Below are 20,835 nucleotides of genomic sequence, written 5' to 3'. Positions count from 1 at the left end.
GGGACACCGCGGACCATAGGGGCCGTCTCGTACGCGCCAGAGCGCCTCCTCACCCACACGGCTCGCGCCCCGAGCGCCCCGCCCCGCACGACCGCAGGATGGGGAACATGCCGAATCCTCCCCAGCTGCGCGCCGCTGCCCTGACCGTCACCGCCGTCCTGTTGTCCGCCCTGATGACGGGCTGTGGCGACGACTCCAAGGACGAGGATCTGACGGCCCAGAAGCTGAGCTGGAAGGACTGCCCGGCGCCGTCCGAGTCCGAGGGCGGCGGGGACGCTCCCTCGCCTCTTCCGGGCGGTACGCAGTGGCAGTGCGCCACCCTGAAGGCGCCGCTCGACTGGGCCGAGCCCAAGGGCGACACGATCGGGCTCGCGCTGATCCGGGCTACGACGAGCGGCGACCAGAGCAAGCGCGTCGGCTCGCTCGTCTTCAACTTCGGGGGGCCCGGCGGCTCCGGCGTCACCACGTTGCCCGCCTTCGGTGAGGACTACGCGAAGCTGCGCACCCGCTACGACCTGGTGAGCTTCGACCCGCGCGGGGTCGGCCGCAGCGCCGGTGTGAATTGCGAGAGCGACGACCAGCTCGACGAGTACTTCCAGCAGGACGCCACGCCGGACGACACCGCCGAGCAGGAGAAGCTGCTGGAGAACACGAAGGGCTTCAACGCGGCCTGCGAGAAGAACTCCGGCAAGACCCTCCCGCACCTGCGCACCACCGACGCGGCCCGGGACATGGACCTGATGCGCCAGGTTCTCGGCGACGACAAGCTGCACTACTTCGGCATCTCGTACGGCACCGAACTCGGCGGCGTCTACGCGCACTTGTTCCCCAAGAACGTGGGGCGGGCGGTGTTCGACGCGGTCGTCGACCCCACACAGAACTCGGAGCAGGGCTCGCTGGGGCAGGCGAAGGGCTTCCAGCTCGCGCTCGACAACTTCGCCGAGGACTGCACCTCGAAGACCGAGGACTGCCCGATCGGCGACACCGCGCAGGACGTCAAGGACCGCATCGCGAAGCTCCTCGCGGACCTCGACAGCAACCCGATCCCCGGCGTCTTCCCGCGTCAGCTCACCCAGACCGCCGCGACCAACGGCATCGCGCAGGCCCTGTACTCCAAGGACTTCTGGGAGTACCTGACCGAAGGCCTGGAGCAGGCGTACGACGGCGACGGCAAGGTGCTGATGCTGCTGTCGGACTCGATGAACGGGCGCAACCAGAACGGGCAGTACAGCAACATCACGGCGGCGAACATCTCCATCAACTGCGCGGACGACAAGCCGCGCTACACCTCCGACTATGTGGAGTCGAAGCTTCCGGAGTTCCGGGCCGCCTCACCGTTGTTCGGCGACTATCTGGCCTGGGGCATGGTCAGCTGCACCGACTGGGCGGTGGCGGGTGCCGCCGACCACCCCGACGTGAGCGCTTCCGGTGCGGCGCCCATCCTCGTCGTCGGAAACACCGGCGACCCGGCGACGCCGTACGAGGGGGCGAAGAAGATGGTGGACGCGCTGGGCAAGGGCGTCGGTGTCGAGCTGACGTACAAGGGCCAGGGGCACGGCGCGTACGACAGCGGGAACAAGTGCGTGCAGGACGCGGTGAACGGCTATCTGCTGGACGGGACCGTACCGCCCGCCGGGACCGTCTGCTCCTAGAAAGCCGCAGGTCAAAGGGTTATCCACAGGGCAAGGCAGTCACAGTCCGTGGGCACCTAATATTGCCTGCATGTGATCCGCGACTTCCGGCGGATCATGGCGAGGGGGAAGCTCATGACGCGATTCATCCGGTGGACGGCCGCGGCCGCCGCCGTGTTGCTGGTGGCCGGCTGCAGCGGGGGCTCATCCGGTGACGGCGAGGACGAGGGGAAGAACAGCGACAGCCCGTCGGCCGCCGCGCCTTCTTCCGCCACCTCGTCCGGGCTGCCCGCTTCACTCACCTCACAGAAGCTCGACTGGGGCCGCTGCAAGTCGAGTTCGGACTCCCCCGCGCCGGGCGGCGACTGGCAGTGCGCGACGCTCAAGGTGCCGCTGGACTACGCGAAGCCGGACGGAGAGACGATCGGCCTCGCGCTGATCCGCTCGAAGGCGAGCGGCGACCAGAGCGACCGCATCGGCTCGCTCCTGTTCAACTTCGGTGGTCCCGGCGGCTCGGGTGTCTCCACGATGCCCGCGTACGAGAGTGCTGTCGGCCAGCTCCACGACCGGTACGACCTGGTGAGCTGGGACCCGCGCGGGGTCGGCGCCAGTGAGGGCGTGCGCTGCCGCAGCGACAAGGAGATCCAGGCCGCCGAGTCGGTGGACGCCACACCGGACGACGCGACTGAGGAGGCGGCGTACCTCAAGGACGCCACTGACTTCGGCAAGGGCTGCGAGAAGGCCGCCGGCAAGCTGCTCTCACACGTCTCGACGACCGACACGGCCCGCGACATGGACCTGATGCGTCAGGTCCTCGGCGACCGGAAGATGCACTACTTCGGTATCTCCTACGGCACCGAACTCGGCGGTGTGTACGCGCACCTGTTCCCGAAGAACGTGGGACGCCTGGTGCTGGACGCCGTCGTCGACCCGAGCGCCGACACCGTGGGCCACGCCAAGAACCAGGCCCTGGGCTTCCAGCGCGCCCTGGACAACTACCTCACGTCGACGGGCCAGGACCCCGAGCAGGGCTCCCAGAAGATCAAGGACCTGCTGGACCGGATCGACGCGAGTCCGCTGCCGACCTCGTCTTCCGGACGCGATCTCACCCAGACGCTGGCCCTGACCGGGATCGTCCTGCCGCTCTACAGCGAGCAGAGCTGGCCGACACTGACCAGCGCTCTGAACGCGGCCGAGGACGGGGACGGTTCGGAGCTGCTGGCGCTCGCCGACGGCTACAACGACCGTGACCCCTCGGGGAACTACGGCACGACGACGCATTCACAACGGGTCATATCGTGCTTGGACGACAAGCAGCGGCCGACTCCCGAGGAGACGAAGAAGCAGCTGGCCGAGTTCGAGAAGATCTCGCCCGTCTTCGGCGACTTCCTGGGCTGGGACACGGCGGGCTGGTGCCACGACTGGCCGGTGGCCGGACAGTACGACACCCCGGAGGTCAGCGCGCCGGGAGCCGAGCCCGTCCTGGTCGTGGGCAACACCGGGGACCCGGCGACGCCGTACGAGGGCGCCCGCAAGATGGCCGACGAGTTGGGCAAGGATGTCGGCGTGGAGCTCACCTGGAAGGGCGAGGGACATGGGGCGTACGGGAGCGGGAGCGACTGCGTCGACTCCACGGTGAACGGCTATCTGCTGAACGGGACGGTGCCGAAGGACGGCAAGGTCTGTTCATGACGATGGCGGGGGTTCGAGGCACCGTCGGTGCCTCGAACCCCCGCCATCGGAAGAGCAACTGCTCAGTACACCGGCCAATGCATCGGCCAGTACACCGGTCAGTACACGGGCTTGTCCGGCTCGATCTGGTTGACCCAGCCGATCACGCCGCCGCCGACGTGCACCGCGTCCGCGAAGCCCGCGGACTTCAGCACGGCGAGGACTTCCGCACTGCGGACACCCGTCTTGCAGTGCAGGACGATCTTCTTGTCCTGCGGAAGGGTCTCCAGGGCGGTGCCCATGAGGAACTCGTTCTTCGGGATCAGCTTGGCGCCGGGGATCGAGACGATCTCGTACTCGTTGATCTCGCGGACGTCGATGATCTCGATGTTCTCGCCGTCGTCGATCCACTCCTTGAGCTGCTTGGGAGTGATCGTCGAGCCGGCGGCCGCCTCCTGGGCCTCCTCGGACACGACACCGCAGAAGGCCTCGTAGTCGATGAGCTCGGTGACGGTCGGGTTCTCACCGCAGACCGCGCAGTCCGGGTCCTTGCGGACCTTGACCTGGCGGTACTGCATCTCCAGAGCGTCGTAGATCATCAGGCGGCCGACCAGCGGCTCGCCGATGCCCGCGAGGAGCTTGATCGCCTCGTTGACCTGGATGGAGCCGATGGACGCGCACAGCACACCCAGGACGCCGCCCTCGGCGCAGGAGGGGACCATGCCGGGGGGCGGGGGCTCCGGGTAGAGGCAGCGGTAGCAGGGGCCGTGCTCGGACCAGAAGACGGAGGCCTGACCGTCGAAGCGGTAGATCGAGCCCCACACGTACGGCTTGTTGAGGAGCACGGCCGCGTCGTTGACGAGGTAGCGGGTCGCGAAGTTGTCCGTGCCGTCGACGATCAGGTCGTACTGGCTGAAGATGTCCATCACGTTCTCGGCTTCGAGCCGCTCTTCGTGAAGAACCACGTTCACGTACGGGTTGATGCCGAGGACGGAGTCGCGGGCGGACTGGGCCTTGGAGCGGCCGATGTCCGCCTGGCTGTGGATGATCTGGCGCTGCAGGTTCGACTCGTCGACCTCGTCGAACTCCACGATGCCGAGCGTGCCCACGCCCGCGGCGGCCAGGTACATCAGCGCCGGCGATCCGAGGCCGCCGGCGCCCACGCAGAGCACCTTGGCGTTCTTCAGCCGCTTCTGCCCGTCCATGCCCACGTCGGGGATGATCAGGTGGCGGGAGTACCTGCGGACCTCGTCTACGGTGAGCTCGCCGGCGGGCTCGACCAGGGGTGGCAGCGACACGGGGACTCCGTTGGTCGGTCAATCACTACAGTTGTTCTCCCCGTAACACTGCCACGCCCTTCTTCATTCCGAGACACCCGTTCCGATCCGCGAGACGATCTCGTCCCAGTAGCCGGGCAGGTTCTCCCAGGGGTCGACGCGGCCGCCCCGGTCCGTGCGGTCGGTGAAGTAGATCGTCGAGGCGCCCTGCCAGCGGGCGATGCGCAGCGCCTCGTCGAGATGGCCGCGCGGTACGCCGTGCACGAAGTGGCAGAAGCGCTCGGGCGGATAGTCGGCGGTCCACTCGGCGACCTGCGACCAGCGGTAGTCGCTCCAGGGGCCGGCGAAGGTCACCAACTGGTCGGCGTTCTCGGCATATCCGGGGTACGGGTGGCTGCCGTGGCCCAGCACGATGTGCGCCCCGTCGAGGAGCGCGCGGAGCGTGGTTACCGTGCGGCGGACCTCGGGGAGCGCGGTGCGCTCGGTGGGGCAGCGGTCGAGCAGGAATCCGTCGACCCGGTACCAGTCGAGATACCGGTGCGCGTCGGAGACCAGCTCGCCGAAGGTGCGAGCGCCGAATGCGGTGTCCAGGCTCCCGAGCACCCGGACGCCCGCGTTCCGCAACCGTCCGGCGGCCTCCAGGCAGTGCGGGTCGGGGCGGCTGCCGGGACCGTCGGCCACGTTCAGGACGACCCAGTGCAAGGGGGTGCCGGGGCGGGTGAGTTCGCTCCATTCCACGGGAGCGACGAGGGGGTGCGCATAGCCGGGGATGCCGAAGCCGAGGCCTAAGTCGGTGCTCGCGGTGCCCGTTGCGGTGCTGGTCAGATACGGCATGCCGCCTCCATCCAGATGTCTGCGAGGGATTCTTCGAGGTTGATCCGGGGCCGCCAGCCGAGCCGGTCGCGTGCGGTGCGCACGTCGGCCTGCTGCCAGCTGCCACAGCCGTCCGGATAGGGGTATGCGGCCGGGGCCGCGTGGTCCGGTTCGGTGCGGGGGTGGCCGATGGACGACCTGATGGAGCTGGGAGGTCCGTCGAGTTCGTGCAGCGCGCCGCCGTAGCCGGCGACGCGGGCGAGGACGGCGGCGGCGTCGCGAAGGCGCACGGCGCGGCCCGAGCCGATGTTGATGACGCCCTGGGCGGCGGAGAGCGAGGCGGCGTGGACGGCTCGGGCGACGTCGCGGACGTCGATGAAGTCGCGCTGAACGCCGAGTCCGCCGAGCTTGAGTTCGCCGTCGCCGGACTGCATGGCGCGGCGCAGGGCCTCCGCGAGGCGGCCGAGCGGGGAGCCTGCCGGGGTGCTGGGCCCGGCAGGCGAGAAGACCCGCAGGACGACGGCGTCCAGGCCGGACCCGAGGACGAGTTCGGTGGCGGCGAGCTTGCTCACGCCGTACGGGCCACCCGGGCGCGGCACGGCGTCCTCGGCCGTGGAGGAGCCGGGCTGACTGGGTCCGTACTCGGCGCCGCAGCCGAGCTGCACGAGTCGCGCACCGCAGCCGCTGCGGCGCAGGGCCTCGCAGACGGTGGCGACGGCGACGGTGTTGTGCCGGGTGAGTTCGCGTGCGCCGCCGCGGGTGGCGCCGGCGCAGTTGATGACGACTCCGGGGTGCACCGCGTCCAGGAAGCGGGTGAGCGCGCCGGGGCTGCCGGAGGCGAGGTCGAACCGTACGTCGGCGTCGTCGCCCCGGCCGAGCGCGGTGAGCTGCACGGCCGGGTCGGCGAGCAGTCTGTCGGCGACGAAGCGGCCGAGGTATCCGTTGGCTCCGATCAGCAGGACCCTCATCGGGCAGCTCCCGGGGCGGATTCTCCGGTTCGGGAGGTGATCATCTGGCGTTCTCCTTCGGGGTGTTGCCGTGGGTCAGGGAGAGGGCCCGCGGTGTCGGCCCCGCGGGAGCGTTGGGCCCGGAACGGGGGACGAGCCCCGGCCGCCGGGCGGAGCTCACGGCGCTGAAGGACGCCGTGAGCCAGGTTTCGGGTCGCGGCACACGGCAGCGATTGCGGTGAGCCGGACTTGAGGTCTGCGCGTGAGCCGGCCTTCAGGGCTGCCTGTGCGCCGGCCTTCGAGGCTGACCGTGCGCCGCCCTTCAGGGCCCCGCAGGAGCCGGAGTCGAGGGCCGCGCACGAACCGGAGTCGAGGTCTGCACGCGAAACGGAGTCAAGGTGTGCACGCGAACCGGACTTCAGATGCGCCCCTGAGCCTGCCCTCAGGACTACGCGCGAGCCGGACTGGCGGTCTACCCGTGCGCCGGCCTTCGAGGCTGACCGTGAGCCAGGCCTCCGATCTGCCCCTGAACCAGTTCTCAGGGCTGCCCGTGAGCCAGTCCTCGGAGCACAGCGCTCCCCGCCGCCTCGTCGGCTGTTCATGCCGACCCGCAGGGCAGGGCGTGGGCCGAGGCTCGGGTCAGCGTCCGGGTGGAGTGGATGAGGAGGACGAGGGTGGCCGCGCCGCACACCAGAGCGGGGACGGCTCCCGGCCCCCAGGCGACGACGGTGTCGACGGGGACGGCCAGGAACGCGCAGCCGGGGAGGCGGCCGGCGAAGGCGCTGGCCAGGGCGATCGCCTCGGCGGCGCCCGCGGCGGCGAGTACGACGGCCGGGGCGTGGGTGAAGCCGCGGGCCGCGAGCAGCCGGGCGAGCAGGAGCAGTGCGCCGAGGGCACCGGCTCCGGCGTATCCGACGGGCTCGTCGAGCGCCGCCCCGCACAGTGCGAGCAGCCCGCCGAGGGCGCAGAGGAAGAGCGCGAACACCCCGAGAAGCAGGGGCTGTACGGAGGCCGCGAACTCTTCCAGGCCCCGGCTGGCGGTCAGCCTGCGGCGGGCGCGTACGGCGAAGAGGTGGGCGCACCAGGCGGCCGGAGCGCAGGCCAGGGCGAGGGCAAGGACGGATGCGGTGGCCAGGGGCCACGGGCCGTCGGGGCCACCTTCGACACCGGCGCTCAGCAGCCCGTCGCCGAGGAGGGCGTACGCGATCAGCCAGCATGTCCACGCACGGGTGCCGCTCGGCGTGTGGTGCGTGACGCTCAGGGGGCCGCGGCGGAGGGCGACGCGCAGGCCGAGCGCCACGGCGAGGGCGCCGACCGCGGCGACCACCAGGCGAGGCTGCCCCTCGGTGAGTCGCAGCCCGATCACGGCCGCCGCGCACAGGGCACCCGGCAGCAGGGCGAGCACGGCCCAGTCGGCGCGCGCCCCCGGGCGCCCAGGGGGCGCGGAGCGCTGTGTGTGCTCCCCGTCACGGGGCACGCGTGCGTACAACTCCTCGGCGAGCGAGAACACGTCCCGGTGCCGGAACCGCGCGGCGGTCCGGTCGGTCACCCCGTGCGCCTCGAGGCCCGCCGCGATCTCCAGTGGGTCCACGGCCCGTTCGCAGAGCTCCCGGTGCCGGTGCATCAGGGCTTTCACCGGGTCCACGGCACCGCGTCGGCTGCCGGCTTTGCGTGCGGCGCCACCTACACCGTCGCGCGCCGCGCCAAACGCCTCACGAACGTCGTCGATCGCATCACGAGGCTCCTCAAGCACGTCGCGAGCTTCATCCAGCACGTCGCGAGCCTCCTCAACAGGCTCGCTCACGCCACCCGCGCCCTCGCGCACCCCTTTCGCGCCCGCGACGGCGACGGCGCCCACGTCCGCGCGATCCGCACCCACGCGGCCTCCCCTCGCGCCCACGTCCGCGCCATCCGCACCCTCGCCCGCGCCCTGCACTCCTTCCGCGGTCGCCGCCGATGCCGATGCCGACTCGCTCTCAACCCGTACGTCCATCTCGCCAACCCCCGTCACAAGCCACTCCTCCGACCGCGCGTCCCAGGCGCCGGGGCTGCTCGGCCGCGCCGGCCGGTCCAGTTCTCCGAGTTCGTTCTTCACGCGCCCTCCCCTGCGGGGACGGGAACCGTCGCGCGCACCGGAGCGCCCGCCACCCAGCGCGGTCGGCCCGTGGGCATCAGGCGGGCCTCGGTCCAGCGACCGGGCACGTGGGCCTCCGCGGGGACGCCGAAGGGGAGCGGCTCCCCCGCCTCGTCGACGACCACGCGTCGTACCGGGGAGTGCGAGACGATCTCCAGGTAGATGCCGTGAAATGCTGTGATGTTCTGCTCGACGGTGAACAGTTCGAGGGCGCGTGCGCGGGCGGCCGCACCGAGGCGCTCACGGCGCTCGGGGTCGCGCAGCAGCGCCACGCACGCCTCGGCGAGCGCCCGCGGATTGCGCGGCGGCACCACAAGCCCCGTACCGCCGATGACCTCGACGACCGCGCCCACATCCGTGGAGACGGTGGCGCGACCGCAGAACATGGCTTCCACGAGGCTGATCGGGAAGCCTTCCACCACGCTGGACAGGACGATCACGGCTCCGGAGGCGTAGGCCTCCGGGAGGCTGGGGACCTCCGGTCCGCCGATCTCCTCGAAGGACACGGGGTTGTCGCCGACGGCGTGGACGCCCTCCGCCTCGTCGGGGAAGAGCTGGGCGGCCAGCGCCTGGCAGTGGGCCAGGTAGGTCGCGCCGTCCGCTCCGTCGGCGGGCGCCCCGACGATCCGCAGCCGCGTCTTCGGCTCCTCTTTGCGGATCTCCGCGAAGGAGTGGAGAAGCGAGATCAGGTCCTTGGCGGGTTCGATGCGGCCGACCCACACCAGCGTGTCGGGGTCCGCGTACCCGCCGGCCTCCGTGTTCTCCCCGACCTCCGCGAAGCGGGAGGCCTCCATGCCGGGGTATACGGTGCGCAGTTTGGTGCGGTCGGCGCCGCAGCGCTCCTGCCAGCGGCGGGCGTGCGTGTTGCCGGGCGTGATGAGAGAGGCCGCGCGGTACACCTCGCCGGTGAGCCTGCCGTGGAACGCGGCGAGCAGGGAGCGCACGGCGGGAGCGTCACCGACGGAGGCGGACGCGAGGTAGTGCGCCCGCAACTGCACGCCGTACTCCGTGACGAGCAGGGGTACGCCGGAGAAATGCCGCGCGAGGAGGCCGGGAAGCGCCGCCGTGCCGCCGGCGGTCGCGTGGCACAGATCGACGGAGTCGAGCCCGTCGCCCTCGTACCAGTCGAGTGACAGGGGCCGCAGCGCCCGCTCGAACTGGGCGGCTACCGCGAGCAGATCGGGCACACGTGCGGCGCGCGCGGCCCGGAGTGCGCCGGGTGCGCGACACGCACGCTCCAGCGCACGCACGGCACCCTCGGAGCGAAGCGCCCCGATCAGACCGCCCTCGTCGCGGGCGAGTTCGGCGAGCTCGTACAGCGCGCTGCCGAAACGGTCCGCCTCAGGCCCGGCAAAAGCCCCCACGCCGCCGGAAGACCCTGTGCCGCCGGAAATCACCGCGCCACCAGAAGCCCCCGCGCCACTGCCAAGAACCCCCGCACCACCAGAAGACCCCGCGCCGCCGGAAGCGCCACCAGAAGACCCCGTGGCACCAGAAGACCCGTCGGCAACACCCGCCCCCGCCCCCTCGCACACCGCCGCGGCCAACTCCCCGTACGCCTCGGCGAACCGTCGTCGCGCCCGCCGCCCGTACACCACACCGTCGTCCTCAGCCATCCACAGCGGGGCCGTCCGTACGCGGCTGACCTGCGGCGGCAGTTGGATCCAGCCCTCGTCCTCCTGGCGCTCGCTACGACTGAGCGCGTAGATGTCGAACTCGTGCTGCCCGAGCCCGCGTACGAGCCGGTCGCACCAGAGCCTGGCGTCACCGCTCACATACGGATAGCCACCCTCCGTAAGCAGTCCGATGCGCACGTGTGCACCCCCGATCTCCCTTATGGGGAGCCGCCGTTGACCCGGCGGCTCGCAGCGGGACGAACGTATGCGGATATGGCGGTGGCGCGACGGACGGTTGTCCATCGCGCCACCAAAAGGGGTGAACGGTCGTAACTTTCCCGCGCAGGTCGCGTTCCTGCGCGCTACAGGATCAAGCAGTTACGTTTCGCTAGACCACGGCCAGTGCCCGGCGGACAGTTCGGCGCTGTGCCGCGATCGCCGGATCCAGCACCGGTACGGCGGCCAGCAGCTGCTTCGTGTACGGGTCACGCGGGGATTCGTACACCTCGTCGGCGGGTCCGTATTCGACGATTCGCCCGCGCCGCATCACGGCCACCCGGTCGCTGACCTGACGTACGACGGCGAGGTCGTGCGCCACGAAAACGAGAGCGAGCCCGAGTTCCCGTTGCAGTTCGGCGAGCAGGGCGACCACCTGGGCCTGGGTGGTGACGTCGAGCGCCGAAACCGGTTCGTCGCACACGATGGCGTGCGGTTCGGCCGCGAGTGCCCGCGCGATGCCGACGCGCTGGCGCTGTCCGCCGCTGAACTCGTGCGGATAGCGGTCGTAGTGCGCCCCTTCGAGCCCCACGCGCTCCAGCAACTCCCGTACGCGCCCCCGGATGCGCCCCTCGTCGCGTTCGCCACGCGCGCGCAGGGGGTCGGCAATGGACTCCCCCACACTGCGCCGGGGATTGAGCGAGGAGACCGGATCCTGGAAGACCATTTGCACGGCGGAACTCACCCCGGTCTGTTCACGCCCCTGGTACCGGACCGAGCCGGCCGTCGGCTCCAGGAGCCCGACCAGCATCCGCCCCAGCGTCGTCTTGCCGCTGCCGCTCTCCCCCACGACGCCGAGGGTCTCCCCCCGCCGGACCGTGAGCGATACGTCGTCCACGGCCGCGAACCGCCGCTTCCCCCGGCCGAATTCACGCCGTAGCCCGACCGCTTCGAGGACCACTTCATCGTCAGAGCCGGGCCCCTCCAGCGTCGGCACCCGTACCGCGTCCACGCTCGGCACCGCGCTCAGCAGTTCCCGTGTGTACGCCTCCCGCGGCGCCCCCAGCACCGCGCCGACCGCCCCGTGCTCGACGGCGCGACCGTGCCGCATCACCAGCACCTCGTCGACGCTCTCGGCCGCGACGCCCACATCGTGTGTGACCAGCAGCAAGCCCATGCCCGTCTCCTCCCGCAGCGTGTGCAGGAGGTCGAGGATCTGGGCCTGCACGGTCACGTCGAGGGCGGTGGTCGGCTCGTCGGCGATCAGCAGCTCCGGCTCGCACGCCAACGCCATCGCGATGAGCGCGCGTTGGCGCATCCCGCCGCTGAACTCGTGCGGCCGGGAACGCGCCCTGCGCGCGGCGTCCGCGATGCCGACCCGGTCGAGCACCTCGACGGCACGCGCGCGTGCGGCACGCCGGGACGCCTTCACGTGCACCCGGTACACCTCGGCGATCTGGTCGCCGATCGCGTAGTACGGGTCGAGGGACGACAGCGGATCCTGGAAGACCATGGCGGCCTTGCCACCGCGCAGCCGCCGCAGTTCGTCGTCGGAAGCGGCCTGTACGTCCACTCCGGCCACGCGCACCGCGCCCCCGACGCGCGCCCCGGTACCCCGGTGCAGCGCCAACAGGGCGGACGCGACCGTGGACTTGCCGGAGCCCGACTCGCCGACGAGGCCGAGTGCCGTGCCCTTCTCCAGCCGGAAGGAGAGGCCGTCGACGGCACGCAGGTCCCCGAACTCGACGGTAAGGCCGCTGACTTCCACAAGGCTGTCACCAGAACTGCCACCGTGACTGCCCCCAGAACCGCCACCAGGACTGCCACCAGAACTGACATCAGGACTCACGACAGCACCACCCGTCGGTCGGCCACCGCGAACAGCACGTCCGCGACGGCGGTGGCCAGGACCACGAAGAAGCCGGTTACCAGAACCACGCCGACGACCACCGGCAGGTCGACGACGTTCACCGCGTGGACGAGTTCGCGCCCGAGGCCGGGCAGTCCGAACATCGTCTCGGTGAGCACGGCGCCGCCGATCGCCGACCCGAAGTCGTTGGCCGTCAGCGCGATGACCGGCGCGAGGGCGCCCCGCAGGGCGTGCCGCCCGATGATCGAGCGCTCTCCCACGCCGTACGCGCGGAAGGTGCGCACATGGTCCTCGGCGAGCGTCTCCAGCATCGAAGCCCGGGTCAGGCGGGCGTACTTGGCGGCCTCGATGAGAGCGAGGGCCAGCCAGGGCAGCAGCAGGTTCCACGCCCACTGCTCGGGGTCGTCGGTGAAGGGCACGTACTGCGGGAAGGGCAGCCACTGCAACTGCCCGCACACGACGATCATCAGCACCAGGCCGATGACGAAGACCGGCGTGGCCGTGCCGGCGAGCGTCACGCCGGTCAGCACGCGCTCGGTGATCCGGCCGCGCCGCCAGGCGGACAGCACACCGGTGCCGACGCCGAGGATCAGCCACAGCACGGTCGCGCCGATCACCAGCGAGAAGGTGACGGGCAGCTTCGCCCAGATCAGCTGGGTGACCTGTTCGTCACCCTGGTACGAGAGCCCGAGGCAGGGCGCGTCGCAGTGCTCCACCGACGTACCCGTCGAGTAGTCGTGGCCGACGAAGATGCCCTGGAGGAAGTGCCAGTAGCGCAGGTAGAGCGGGTCGTCGAGCTTCAACTGCTCGGCGACCTGCTGCACCTGGGCCGGCGAGCAGCGCGGACCGCAGGTGATCTGGGCGACGTTGCCGGGGGCGACGTAGAAGACGAGGTAGATGATCACGGAGATGGCGAGCAGGGTGACGACCGCCCCGACCAGACGTCGTACGGCGAACCCCAGAAAACCGCTGCCTCCCAGGGACAACCCCTTGGCACGACCGAGAAGGCCGCCGAGGCCCCCGAACCCACTGAAGCCGCTCACGCCTTGGCCTCCCGCCTGCGCCCCGTGCCCACCCGCAGCCGCGAGGCCGCGCGCGGGTCGAGGGCGGTGCGCACCCCGTCACCGAGCACCGTCAGAGCGAGCACGGTCACGAACAACGACCCCGCCGGCAGCAGCAGATACTGCGGCGCCGCCTGGTACCAGACGTCCGCCGCGGTCAGCATCTGCCCCCAGGACGGTGTCGGCGGCTTCACGCCGACACCGAGGAAGCTGAGCGCCGCCTCGACGGTGATGTTGATGGGGACGAGGATGGCCGCATACGTGATGACGGGCGCGGCCAGCGCGGGCAGCAGCTCACGACGGGCGACGCGCCAGGAGCCCCAGCCGCTGAGCCGGGCGGCCGCCACGTAGTCGAGCTCCTTGAGCGTCAAAGTATTGGCGCGCACGATCTTCGCGGTCCCGCCCCAGTTGATCAGGCCGATGACGAGCGCGACAAGCAAGGGCCGCGGGAAGCTGCTGGGTACGATCGCGAGCAGCGCGAGAGACATGATCATCAGCGGCATCGCGACGATGATGTCCGTGAGGCGGCTCAGCAGTTGGTCAACCCATTGACTGCCGAGGCCGGCCGCGACACCGACCACGACGCCGATCAAGACCTGCACCACAGTCGCCGCGAAAGCGACACCGAGGGAGACGCGGGCGCCGTACACGAGCCGTGCGAAGAGGTCGCGGCCGGTCTGCGGTTCGACGCCGAGCCAGTGGTCACCGCTGATGCCGCCGAGCGATCCGACGGGGACGCCGCCACGGGCGGAGTCGACCAGAGCAGGGTGGTAGGTGGTCGGGTCCTGGCCCTCGATGGCCGTGAGCAGCGGCGCGGCGAGCGCGACCAGGACGAGCAGCGCGACGACACCCGCCGCGACAAGAGCGGCACGCTGCGATCGCAGCCGCCGCCAGAACTGACGAGCCCCGGAGGCCACCGGGACGGATATGTCCGTCCCGGTGGCCGTCGAGGCCACAAGGGCCTCACTCATCGCGCTACTTCACCGCGACCTGGGAGATGTCCAGCACACCGGTCCAGTCGCTGATCACGACGTTCTTGATGTCCTTGCCGTACAGCCGCTTGTAGACCGGGTGGAACAGCGGCACGGTCAGCGCCTGCTCGCCGATCTTCTTGTCGAGTGCGCCCCAGCGCTTGGCGGCCTCGTCGAGATCGGTCAGCTTGTTGATCGCGTCGATCTCGTCGTTGACCGACTTGTCGTTGAGGAAGCCGGTGTTGAAGTTGGCGCCGTCCTGGACGATCTGCCGGCCGTCGAAGATCGGGGCGAGGAAGGGACCGCCGGAGGGCCAGTCGGCACCCCAGTGGGCGAGGAAGAAGCCGGGCTCGGTCTTCACGTCGTGGATCTTGTCGCTGTAGTCGTTGTCCTCGAGACCGTCGAGCTTGACGGTGATCCCGGCCTTCTTCAGCGCGTCCTGGATGGCGGTCGCAATCTCCGGGCTGGTCTCGAAGTCCTGGGCGTTGGAGTGCGTGAGCGTGACCGTGAGCCCGTTCTCGTAACCGGCCTCCTTCAGCAGCTCCTTGGCCTTGTCCGGGTTGCCCGAGGCGCCGGCCGGGAAGTGGTCGTACGGCGTGTAGCCGAAGGACTTCTGGTCCGGCAGGTACGTGGTCGCGGGCTCGGCCAGTGACGAACCGCCCGCCGCGTTGATCACCGACGTACGGTCGATGGCGTACGAGATCGCCTCCCGCACCTTCGGGTCGTCGAACGGCTTCACCTTCGGGTTGAAGGCGATGTAGTTGGTGTAGCCGAAGTGCCCGGTGCCGACGCGCGCGGCGAGTTCCTTGTCGCCGGTGACCTTGGCGAGTTCGGCCGGGCCGAGGTTGGTGTCCGTGGTGACGGCTGCGGCGTCCGCGCCCTGGGAGGAGGACAGCCGCTGGTTGATGACGGACGAGTCGATCCCCGACTGCACGTCGATCTTGTCCGGATAGGCCTTGCGCTCGGCGTCGGTGGAGGCGGACCAGTAGGTGTTGCGCTCCAGGACCAGGTGCTCGCCGTCGTTCTCGTTCGAGACGACCTTGTACGGGCCCGAGGAGACCGGGTGCTCCTCGTACTTCGTGCCGGTGTCCTTGGCCTGCGGAACCGGCGCGAACTGCGTCTGCGTGGCGAGATACGGGAACTCGCCCTCGGGCTTGTTGAGATGGAAGACGATGGTCAGATCGTCCGGCGTCTCGATCGAGTCGAGGCCCTTCTTGTCCTTGTACGGCCCCTGGTAGTCGGCACCGCCGATCAGCCAGTCCCTCAAGTAGGGCGCGCCACCGGAGAGTTCGGCGGCGAAGGAACGCTCGATGCCGTACTTGATGTCGGCGGACGTGATCGCCGTGCCGTCCTCGTACTTGAGGCCCTTCTTCAGGGTGTACGTCCACACGGTCGCGTTCTCGCTCGGGCGGCCGGTGTCCGTGGCGAGGTCGGGGACGACCTGGGCGCCGGCGGCCCCGTCCTCGCGGTTGCGCGTGGTGAGCGTACGGAAGACGAGGGACGGCACATTGCCACCGCCGGAGGTGTAGAGCCGCGCGGGGTCGAAGTCGTCCTGCGGGTTGGAGTTCAGGACGGTGAGCGTGCCGCCCTTCTGCGGCTTGGCGTCGCCGCCGCTGCTCGCGTTGGCATCGTTGTCCTCAGGCCCGCAGGCGGCGGCACCCGCTGCCACGGCGAGGCTGACGGATACGGCGGCCACTCGGCGCGCTATGACGGACGGTTGACGCATGGGAACAGACCCCTCAGGAATTCGGAGAATGCCGCGCGACGGCGTCGCCGCGGGCAGGAAAAGCCGCGGAAATCGCCACTGCGGCGCGCCGAATTTCGGGGACACCCGTCTGGTTCCGGAGACACCCGTCTAATTTCGGGGACACCCGTTCACCGGTGTCATCGATGATTTACCGGTCCGATTCCGGGATCCCCGGAGAAGGTCCTCCTGGGATCCCGGAGAAGGAAAGAGCGGGGATCCCGGAGACGGAAAAGAGCACCGACGCGCGCGACAGAGGCGGGCGTCAGCGACAGAGAATGTCGGCCACGCAGAGCGCGGTCACGCCGATGAGCGCCAGCTCAATGGCGGCGCGAGCGGTGACGTGACGAGGCGACATGCGCAAAAATATGAACGAACTTTCGCCGCATGTCAATGTGAACCCTGTGACCTCGATCAACTCCCGGGATAGGGCCAGGGGTTGGCCTTGCAGTGGATCCCGTCGTGGTCGAGGAATTTGGTCTGCTGCTGCATCACGGGGGCGAGTTCGCCGTCCTTGTCGCAGGTGACGTGGCTGTAGCCGAGCCGGTGCCCGATCTCGTGGTTGATCAGCATCTGCCGGTATGCCTGCATTTGGTCACCGTAGGTCTCGGAGCCCTGCGCCCAGCGGTACGCGTTGATCATGACTCGCTCGGTCGACGCCGAGTCGCAGGACACATTGTCCTCGGTCGTGTCGAGCCCGGACATGGCGCACCATTCGGCAGTGGTGCCCGGACTCGCCAGCGTAATCACGAAGTCGGGCTTCCCGGAGGAAATCCGCTCAAAGGTACGGCCGCCGTTGTGGGCCCAGCTCCGGTCGTCGTTCAGGGTTTTCTGCACGGCCTGCGCGAAGAGCGAGGCGTCCAGACCGAGCCCCTGTTCCACGTCGACGCGATAGGTGAACTTCTGCCCCTTGCCGGGCGCCTTGGCAAGCCCGAGGACCGCGTCGAACTCCCCCGATCCGTCGAGCGTCGCGCCGAGCGCGTACTTCTTCGCCATCTTCTGGTCGTACGTAAGTGGCGCCACGCTCTGTGTCACCGCGGGGGCCGGTGCCGCCGAGACGTCGAGGACTCCGCGGTCGCCACCGCTGGTGGACTGCGCGCGCACCCCGCTGCCCTCGCTCCCGGCGCCCTCCCGCCCGCTCGCCACCTGGCCGGCCACGACGACGGCGAGCACGGTGGTGACAGCGGCCGCCGCGATCCCGGTGAACGTCCGCCCCTTGCCGGCCTTGTCCTTCCCAGGCACCCCGAACCCCGGCAGCGGCTTCGCCTCGGCGTCCATGTCCCAGTCGGTGACGGAGCCGTAGAGGTCGCCGCGGTGCGGGGCGCCGGTACGGGACCCGAAGAGGTCGTCGTCAGCGCCGGGTTCGCCGCCGAAGGCGTCGAGATAGGCCTGCCGGACACTCGGCCCGGGCATGTGACGCTGTGGCGGTATCCGCGGCCCGTAATACCCGGACTCACCGCCCGGATACCCGGACTCACCACCCTGCGGAACGCCTGCCGCCACACCCTGGGGAGCGCCGGACCTCAACTGCCCCCAGCCACCGCCCGGTTCACGCGCCTCGGGATGACCTCCGCGCACCTGGGGGAAACCGTTCGCGGGCGTCCCGTCGGGGAAGCGGGGCGTACCGTGCGCGGGCGTCCCATCCGGAAAACGGGGCACACCGTGCGCCGGAGTCCCGTCCGGGAAGCGAAGCACGCCGTGCGCGTCCTCCACGGACGCCCTGCCCACACTGTCGGCGCGGTCGGCTCTTTCGGCGTTGCCGGCCTTGTCGGCCCTCTCGTCGGAGCGCCCACGACGGCTATGACGTCCCACGGCCCCTCAGCTCCCCGCACCGGCGGCGGACGACGACGGACCCGATGGCCCCGACGAAGCCGACGACCCCGGTGGACCGGGAGGAGGAGTCAACTCGCCGGTGTCCGTGAGGAGTTCACGGAAGGCGGTGGCCACCGTCTCCGGGTACTCCATCATCGGGACGTGCCCCGCGTCCGGCAGCGTCAGCAGCCGGGAGTCCCGGAAGGCGCGGGCCGCTCGCTGGGCCATGCGGTAGGAGACGAGCTGGTCACGGCCGCCGTAGACGAGGAGCGTCGGCGCGAGGACCCGCTCGGCCTGGCGCCACAGCCCGTGCTGGCCCCCCAGCGTGTACGCGTTCACGATGCCGCGCGCCGACCGCGCCATGGCGTCCCAGAAGTAGGGGAGCGCGAGCCGCCGCTCCATCTCCTCGACCGCCTCGCGGAACCCCTCGGGCGTCACCATGCCGGGATCCCCGTAACAGAGCGCCAGCACCCCGCGTACGCGCTGCTCGGCACTCCAGTCCTTGGTGAGCTTGGTGAACAGCCCCGCCACCCCGGGCAGCGCGATCATCACGGTCGGCCACGCGGTGCGCTGCGCCCGGAGCTCCGGCAGCGCGGGCGCGACCAGCGTCAGGGTGCGGACGAGATCGGGGCGGACGGCCGCGACGCGGGTGGTGATCGCGCCGCCGAGTGAGTTCCCGAAGAGGTGCACGGGTCCGCGCCCTGAGGAGTCGAGGTAGCGGATGACCGCGCGCGCGTGCCCGGTGACCGAGTAGTTCCCGTCGTCCGGCGGCGGCGAGTCCCCGAAGCCCGGCAGATCGAGGGCCTCGCTGTCCACGAGGTCGTCGAGCAACGGCATCAGCCCCGACCAGTTCTGCGAGGAACCGCCGAGGCCATGGACGTACAACGCGGGCGGCAGCCCCGCACGCGCAGGCGGCCTCGACCGCACCGTCAGCGTGATCCCGGGCAGGCCGACCGACCTCAGCCGCTCACCCTCCGCGACCCTGACGGCACCGACCTTCGGTGTGACAGTGGTGGCCAGCACGGAGGGCAGCTCGGTCGAAGACATGCGGCAATGTTACGAGACGATCACGCAGTGGTTCGTGTGTTCGCCGTCACAGATCCGTGCGGCGTCACAAGTCACCCGCATTCGGCGTCACGGATCACCATCATTCACCCTTCACAGACCGCGGGCGCATGGCGATCGGATCGCATCGCGCCCCGATCGAGTGTCTCCTAGGCTCAGACGAGGGCACTCGTATCTCGTACAGGAGCGAATCTCGTACAGGAGCGCACGCGCACCGCCCGGGAATCACGCGCACTGCCCGGGAACCCGCGCACCGCTCAGGAAACAGGCGCACCGCTCGGGAAGAGGAATCATGACAGTCGACCCCACAGACCCCGAGACATTCGCGAACGAGGACGAGCCCGAGGAGCTCGACCCGGAAGCCCCCGAGGCCGACGCGGCCGAACAGCGCACCGACCTGGAACAGCAGCAGGACGGTGTGGCGCCGGTCGGGGACCCGGCCAACGCGGACGAAGGGGATCTCGCCGAGCAGGCCAGAGTCGTAAGCCTCGACGAGGACGACTACCGGTGACGGCCCACCGGTGACCCGGCCGCCGCGGGAGCTGTCGCGACGTCTGTCCTTGGCACGGCCGTCCTCGACATGGCCGTCCTTGACACGGCCGTCCCGGAAACGAGCCGCTGATCAGCCCGTCCATCAGGGCACCGAGAACTCGATGCGCCCGCCTCACACCCGTTCGGCACCGTATGTGCCGTTGTTGCCCGGCGTCCGGTACGTGAAATTGTGCGCTCGCACCGCGCACACCACGGTTACCGAAAAGTACGATGGCGGCGCGGCGCTCACCGCATGTGGACAATTTTGGGAGGCGGCGTGACAGCCATCGAGCAGACAGAGGCGGCACGCCCGCGGGGCACTCGCCTGCCGCGCCGTGCCCGACGCAACCAGCTCCTCGGCGCCGCCCAGGAAGTATTCGTTGCGCAGGGGTACCACTCGGCCGCCATGGACGACATCGCCGAGCGCGCGGGCGTCAGCAAGCCGGTCCTGTACCAGCACTTCCCGGGCAAGCTCGACCTGTACCTCGCCCTGCTGGACCAGCACTGCGAGTCCCTGCTCCAGTCCGTACGGACCGCACTCGCGTCCACCACGGACAACAAGCTGCGTGTACACGCGACGATGGACGCCTACTTCGCGTACGTCGAGGACGACGGCGGCGCCTTCCGGCTGGTCTTCGAGTCCGACCTGACGAACGAGCCCGCGGTCCGCGAGCGCGTGGACAAGGTCACGCACCAGTGCGCCGAGGCGATCTGCGAGGTCATCGCGGAGGACACCGGCCTGTCGCGTGACGAGTCGATGCTCCTCGCCTCGGGCCTCGGCGGCCTGGCGCAGGTGGTGGCCAGGTCCTGGCTGCACAGCGACCGCAGCGTCCCGCGCGAGCACGCGGTCCAGCTGCTGGCCTCACTGGCCTGGCGGGGCATCGCCGGATTCCCACTGCACGGCACGGACCACCACTGACCGGCTGACGCGTGGCAGTGGATCGGCCACTGACCGGCTGACGCGTGCGAACGGGCCGACCACCAACCGACTGATGCGTGCGAACGGATCAGCCACCGGACGGCTGACGCGTGCGAACGGTCGGCCACCGGCCCGTTCGCGCCGGTCGGTGCCGGCAGTTCATTTGTTCCCGCCCACTGTTCGCTCCTGGCGTTCTTGGGCGGAGCATGCGCATCCCCTCACCGGGCTAATGTGTGCTGCGTACGGCGCGGACACACGCGCACATCACTGACCGTCGGAGGGACAAAGCCGTGGAGGTCAAGATCGGCGTGCAGCACGCGCCCCGCGAGATCGTTCTGGAGAGCGGTCAGACCCCGGAAGAGGTCGAGCGCGCGGTGTCCGAAGCGCTGGCCGGCAAGTCACAGCTGCTGAGCCTCGTGGACGACCACGGCCGCAAGGTCCTGGTTCCGGCCGACCGCCTCGCGTACGTGGAGCTCGGCGAGCCCACCCAGCGCAAGGTGGGATTCAGCGCGCTGTAGTACTGGCGAGCGGACGAGGAGGGGCCCGGTGGCAGTGCC

The 20,835-nt window shown here is 70.2% G+C and carries 17 protein-coding genes; 5 read left to right on the top strand and 12 right to left on the bottom strand.

The genetic code is table 11. From position 1 onward, the window contains the following. The first annotated feature begins 107 nt into the window (after nucleotides 1–107). Both ACFVKT_RS39600 and ACFVKT_RS39595 read left to right on the top strand, forming a co-directional pair. Nucleotides 108–1,652: an alpha/beta hydrolase gene (locus ACFVKT_RS39600; protein WP_385741670.1), complete on the top strand. Its 1,545-nt coding sequence runs from the start codon at nucleotides 108–110 to the stop codon at nucleotides 1,650–1,652. A 114-nt stretch (nucleotides 1,653–1,766) separates the two neighbouring features. Further along, nucleotides 1,767–3,323 (top strand): alpha/beta hydrolase, encoded by a 1,557-nt coding sequence (locus tag ACFVKT_RS39595; RefSeq protein ID WP_385741667.1) that lies wholly within the window; start codon nucleotides 1,767–1,769, stop codon nucleotides 3,321–3,323. Nucleotides 3,324–3,421: 98 nt separating this feature from the next. Here the strand turns inward: ACFVKT_RS39595 and moeZ are convergent, their stop codons facing one another. From moeZ to ACFVKT_RS39535, 12 genes are all read right to left on the bottom strand, one after another. Then, a complete protein-coding gene (gene moeZ / locus ACFVKT_RS39590) occupies nucleotides 3,422–4,600 on the bottom strand; it encodes an adenylyltransferase/sulfurtransferase MoeZ (RefSeq protein WP_385741664.1) in 1,179 nt (392 codons plus the stop codon). 63 nt (nucleotides 4,601–4,663) lie between these two features. Beyond that, a complete protein-coding gene (locus tag ACFVKT_RS39585; RefSeq protein ID WP_385741661.1) occupies nucleotides 4,664–5,413 on the bottom strand; it encodes a spherulation-specific family 4 protein in 750 nt (249 codons plus the stop codon). After that, entirely contained in the window at nucleotides 5,401–6,360 is a 960-nt protein-coding gene (locus ACFVKT_RS39580; RefSeq protein ID WP_385741658.1) for an NAD-dependent epimerase/dehydratase family protein, read from the bottom strand. Before ACFVKT_RS39580 ends, ACFVKT_RS39585 begins: the two co-directional genes overlap by 13 nt. A 577-nt stretch (nucleotides 6,361–6,937) precedes the next feature. Next, complete coding sequence (locus ACFVKT_RS39575) at nucleotides 6,938–8,332, bottom strand: hypothetical protein (protein ID WP_385741747.1); 1,395 nt, start codon at nucleotides 8,330–8,332, stop codon at nucleotides 6,938–6,940. A 98-nt stretch (nucleotides 8,333–8,430) separates the two neighbouring features. Continuing rightward, complete coding sequence (locus ACFVKT_RS39570) at nucleotides 8,431–10,287, bottom strand: DUF3492 domain-containing protein (RefSeq protein WP_385741655.1); 1,857 nt, start codon at nucleotides 10,285–10,287, stop codon at nucleotides 8,431–8,433. 190 nt (nucleotides 10,288–10,477) lie between these two features. Continuing rightward, the gene (locus ACFVKT_RS39565) at nucleotides 10,478–12,073 is read right to left on the bottom strand and encodes a dipeptide ABC transporter ATP-binding protein (protein ID WP_385741652.1); all 1,596 of its coding nucleotides are present in this window, start codon (nucleotides 12,071–12,073) and stop codon (nucleotides 10,478–10,480) included. 77 nt (nucleotides 12,074–12,150) lie between these two features. Then, nucleotides 12,151–13,155, bottom strand: coding sequence for an ABC transporter permease (locus ACFVKT_RS39560; protein WP_385741744.1), 1,005 nt, complete (start codon nucleotides 13,153–13,155; stop codon nucleotides 12,151–12,153). Nucleotides 13,156–13,214: 59 nt separating this feature from the next. Beyond that, a complete protein-coding gene (locus tag ACFVKT_RS39555; RefSeq protein ID WP_385741649.1) occupies nucleotides 13,215–14,207 on the bottom strand; it encodes an ABC transporter permease in 993 nt (330 codons plus the stop codon). A 4-nt stretch (nucleotides 14,208–14,211) separates the two neighbouring features. Continuing rightward, entirely contained in the window at nucleotides 14,212–15,933 is a 1,722-nt protein-coding gene (locus tag ACFVKT_RS39550; protein WP_385741646.1) for an ABC transporter substrate-binding protein, read from the bottom strand. A 283-nt stretch (nucleotides 15,934–16,216) separates the two neighbouring features. Next, nucleotides 16,217–16,309, bottom strand: coding sequence for an Ms4533A family Cys-rich leader peptide (locus tag ACFVKT_RS39545; protein WP_385741643.1), 93 nt, complete (start codon nucleotides 16,307–16,309; stop codon nucleotides 16,217–16,219). A 56-nt stretch (nucleotides 16,310–16,365) separates the two neighbouring features. Next, nucleotides 16,366–17,763, bottom strand: a complete 1,398-nt coding sequence (locus ACFVKT_RS39540; protein ID WP_385741640.1) for a DUF3152 domain-containing protein — start codon at nucleotides 17,761–17,763, stop codon at nucleotides 16,366–16,368. Nucleotides 17,764–17,769: 6 nt separating this feature from the next. Beyond that, the gene (locus ACFVKT_RS39535; protein WP_385741637.1) at nucleotides 17,770–18,810 is read right to left on the bottom strand and encodes an alpha/beta fold hydrolase; all 1,041 of its coding nucleotides are present in this window, start codon (nucleotides 18,808–18,810) and stop codon (nucleotides 17,770–17,772) included. Between the two features lie 310 nt (nucleotides 18,811–19,120). Here ACFVKT_RS39535 and ACFVKT_RS39530 point away from each other — a divergent pair, with 310 nt between their 5' ends. The 3 genes from ACFVKT_RS39530 to ACFVKT_RS39520 all read left to right on the top strand — a co-directional run bounded on the left by ACFVKT_RS39530 (nucleotide 19,121) and on the right by ACFVKT_RS39520 (nucleotide 20,796). Next, on the top strand, nucleotides 19,121–19,339 hold the full coding sequence (locus ACFVKT_RS39530; RefSeq protein WP_385741634.1) for a hypothetical protein: 219 nt from the start codon (nucleotides 19,121–19,123) through the stop codon (nucleotides 19,337–19,339). A gap of 297 nt (nucleotides 19,340–19,636) precedes the next feature. Then, nucleotides 19,637–20,278 carry a TetR/AcrR family transcriptional regulator gene (locus ACFVKT_RS39525; protein WP_385741631.1) on the top strand — a complete coding sequence of 214 codons (642 nt, stop codon included), beginning with the start codon at nucleotides 19,637–19,639 and terminating at the stop codon, nucleotides 20,276–20,278. Nucleotides 20,279–20,568: 290 nt separating this feature from the next. Further along, the gene (locus ACFVKT_RS39520) at nucleotides 20,569–20,796 is read left to right on the top strand and encodes a DUF3107 domain-containing protein (RefSeq protein ID WP_028801993.1); all 228 of its coding nucleotides are present in this window, start codon (nucleotides 20,569–20,571) and stop codon (nucleotides 20,794–20,796) included. Nucleotides 20,797–20,835: the final 39 nt, after the last annotated feature.

Source organism: Streptomyces sp. NPDC127595 (assembly GCF_042671685.1).
GTDB lineage: Bacteria > Actinomycetota > Actinomycetes > Streptomycetales > Streptomycetaceae > Streptomyces.
The sequence above is the reverse complement of the archived record's forward strand: the minus strand, read 5'-3'. Positions and strand labels throughout refer to the sequence as shown.

Bases quoted from the DNA above. Each gene is read 5' to 3' on its own strand.
- ACFVKT_RS39600 (WP_385741670.1), top strand. From the start codon at position 108: ATGCCGAATCCTCCCCAGCTGCGCGCCGCTGCCCTGACCGTCACCGCC.
- ACFVKT_RS39550 (WP_385741646.1), bottom strand. From the start codon at position 15,933: ATGCGTCAACCGTCCGTCATAGCGCGCCGAGTGGCCGCCGTATCCGTC.
- ACFVKT_RS39555 (WP_385741649.1), bottom strand. From the start codon at position 14,207: ATGAGTGAGGCCCTTGTGGCCTCGACGGCCACCGGGACGGACATATCC.
- ACFVKT_RS39535 (WP_385741637.1), bottom strand. From the start codon at position 18,810: ATGTCTTCGACCGAGCTGCCCTCCGTGCTGGCCACCACTGTCACACCG.
- ACFVKT_RS39595 (WP_385741667.1), top strand. From the start codon at position 1,767: ATGACGCGATTCATCCGGTGGACGGCCGCGGCCGCCGCCGTGTTGCTG.
- ACFVKT_RS39580 (WP_385741658.1), bottom strand. From the start codon at position 6,360: ATGAGGGTCCTGCTGATCGGAGCCAACGGATACCTCGGCCGCTTCGTC.
- ACFVKT_RS39575 (WP_385741747.1), bottom strand. From the start codon at position 8,332: ATGGACGTACGGGTTGAGAGCGAGTCGGCATCGGCATCGGCGGCGACC.
- ACFVKT_RS39585 (WP_385741661.1), bottom strand. From the start codon at position 5,413: ATGCCGTATCTGACCAGCACCGCAACGGGCACCGCGAGCACCGACTTA.
- ACFVKT_RS39545 (WP_385741643.1), bottom strand. From the start codon at position 16,309: ATGTCGCCTCGTCACGTCACCGCTCGCGCCGCCATTGAGCTGGCGCTC.
- ACFVKT_RS39530 (WP_385741634.1), top strand. From the start codon at position 19,121: ATGACAGTCGACCCCACAGACCCCGAGACATTCGCGAACGAGGACGAG.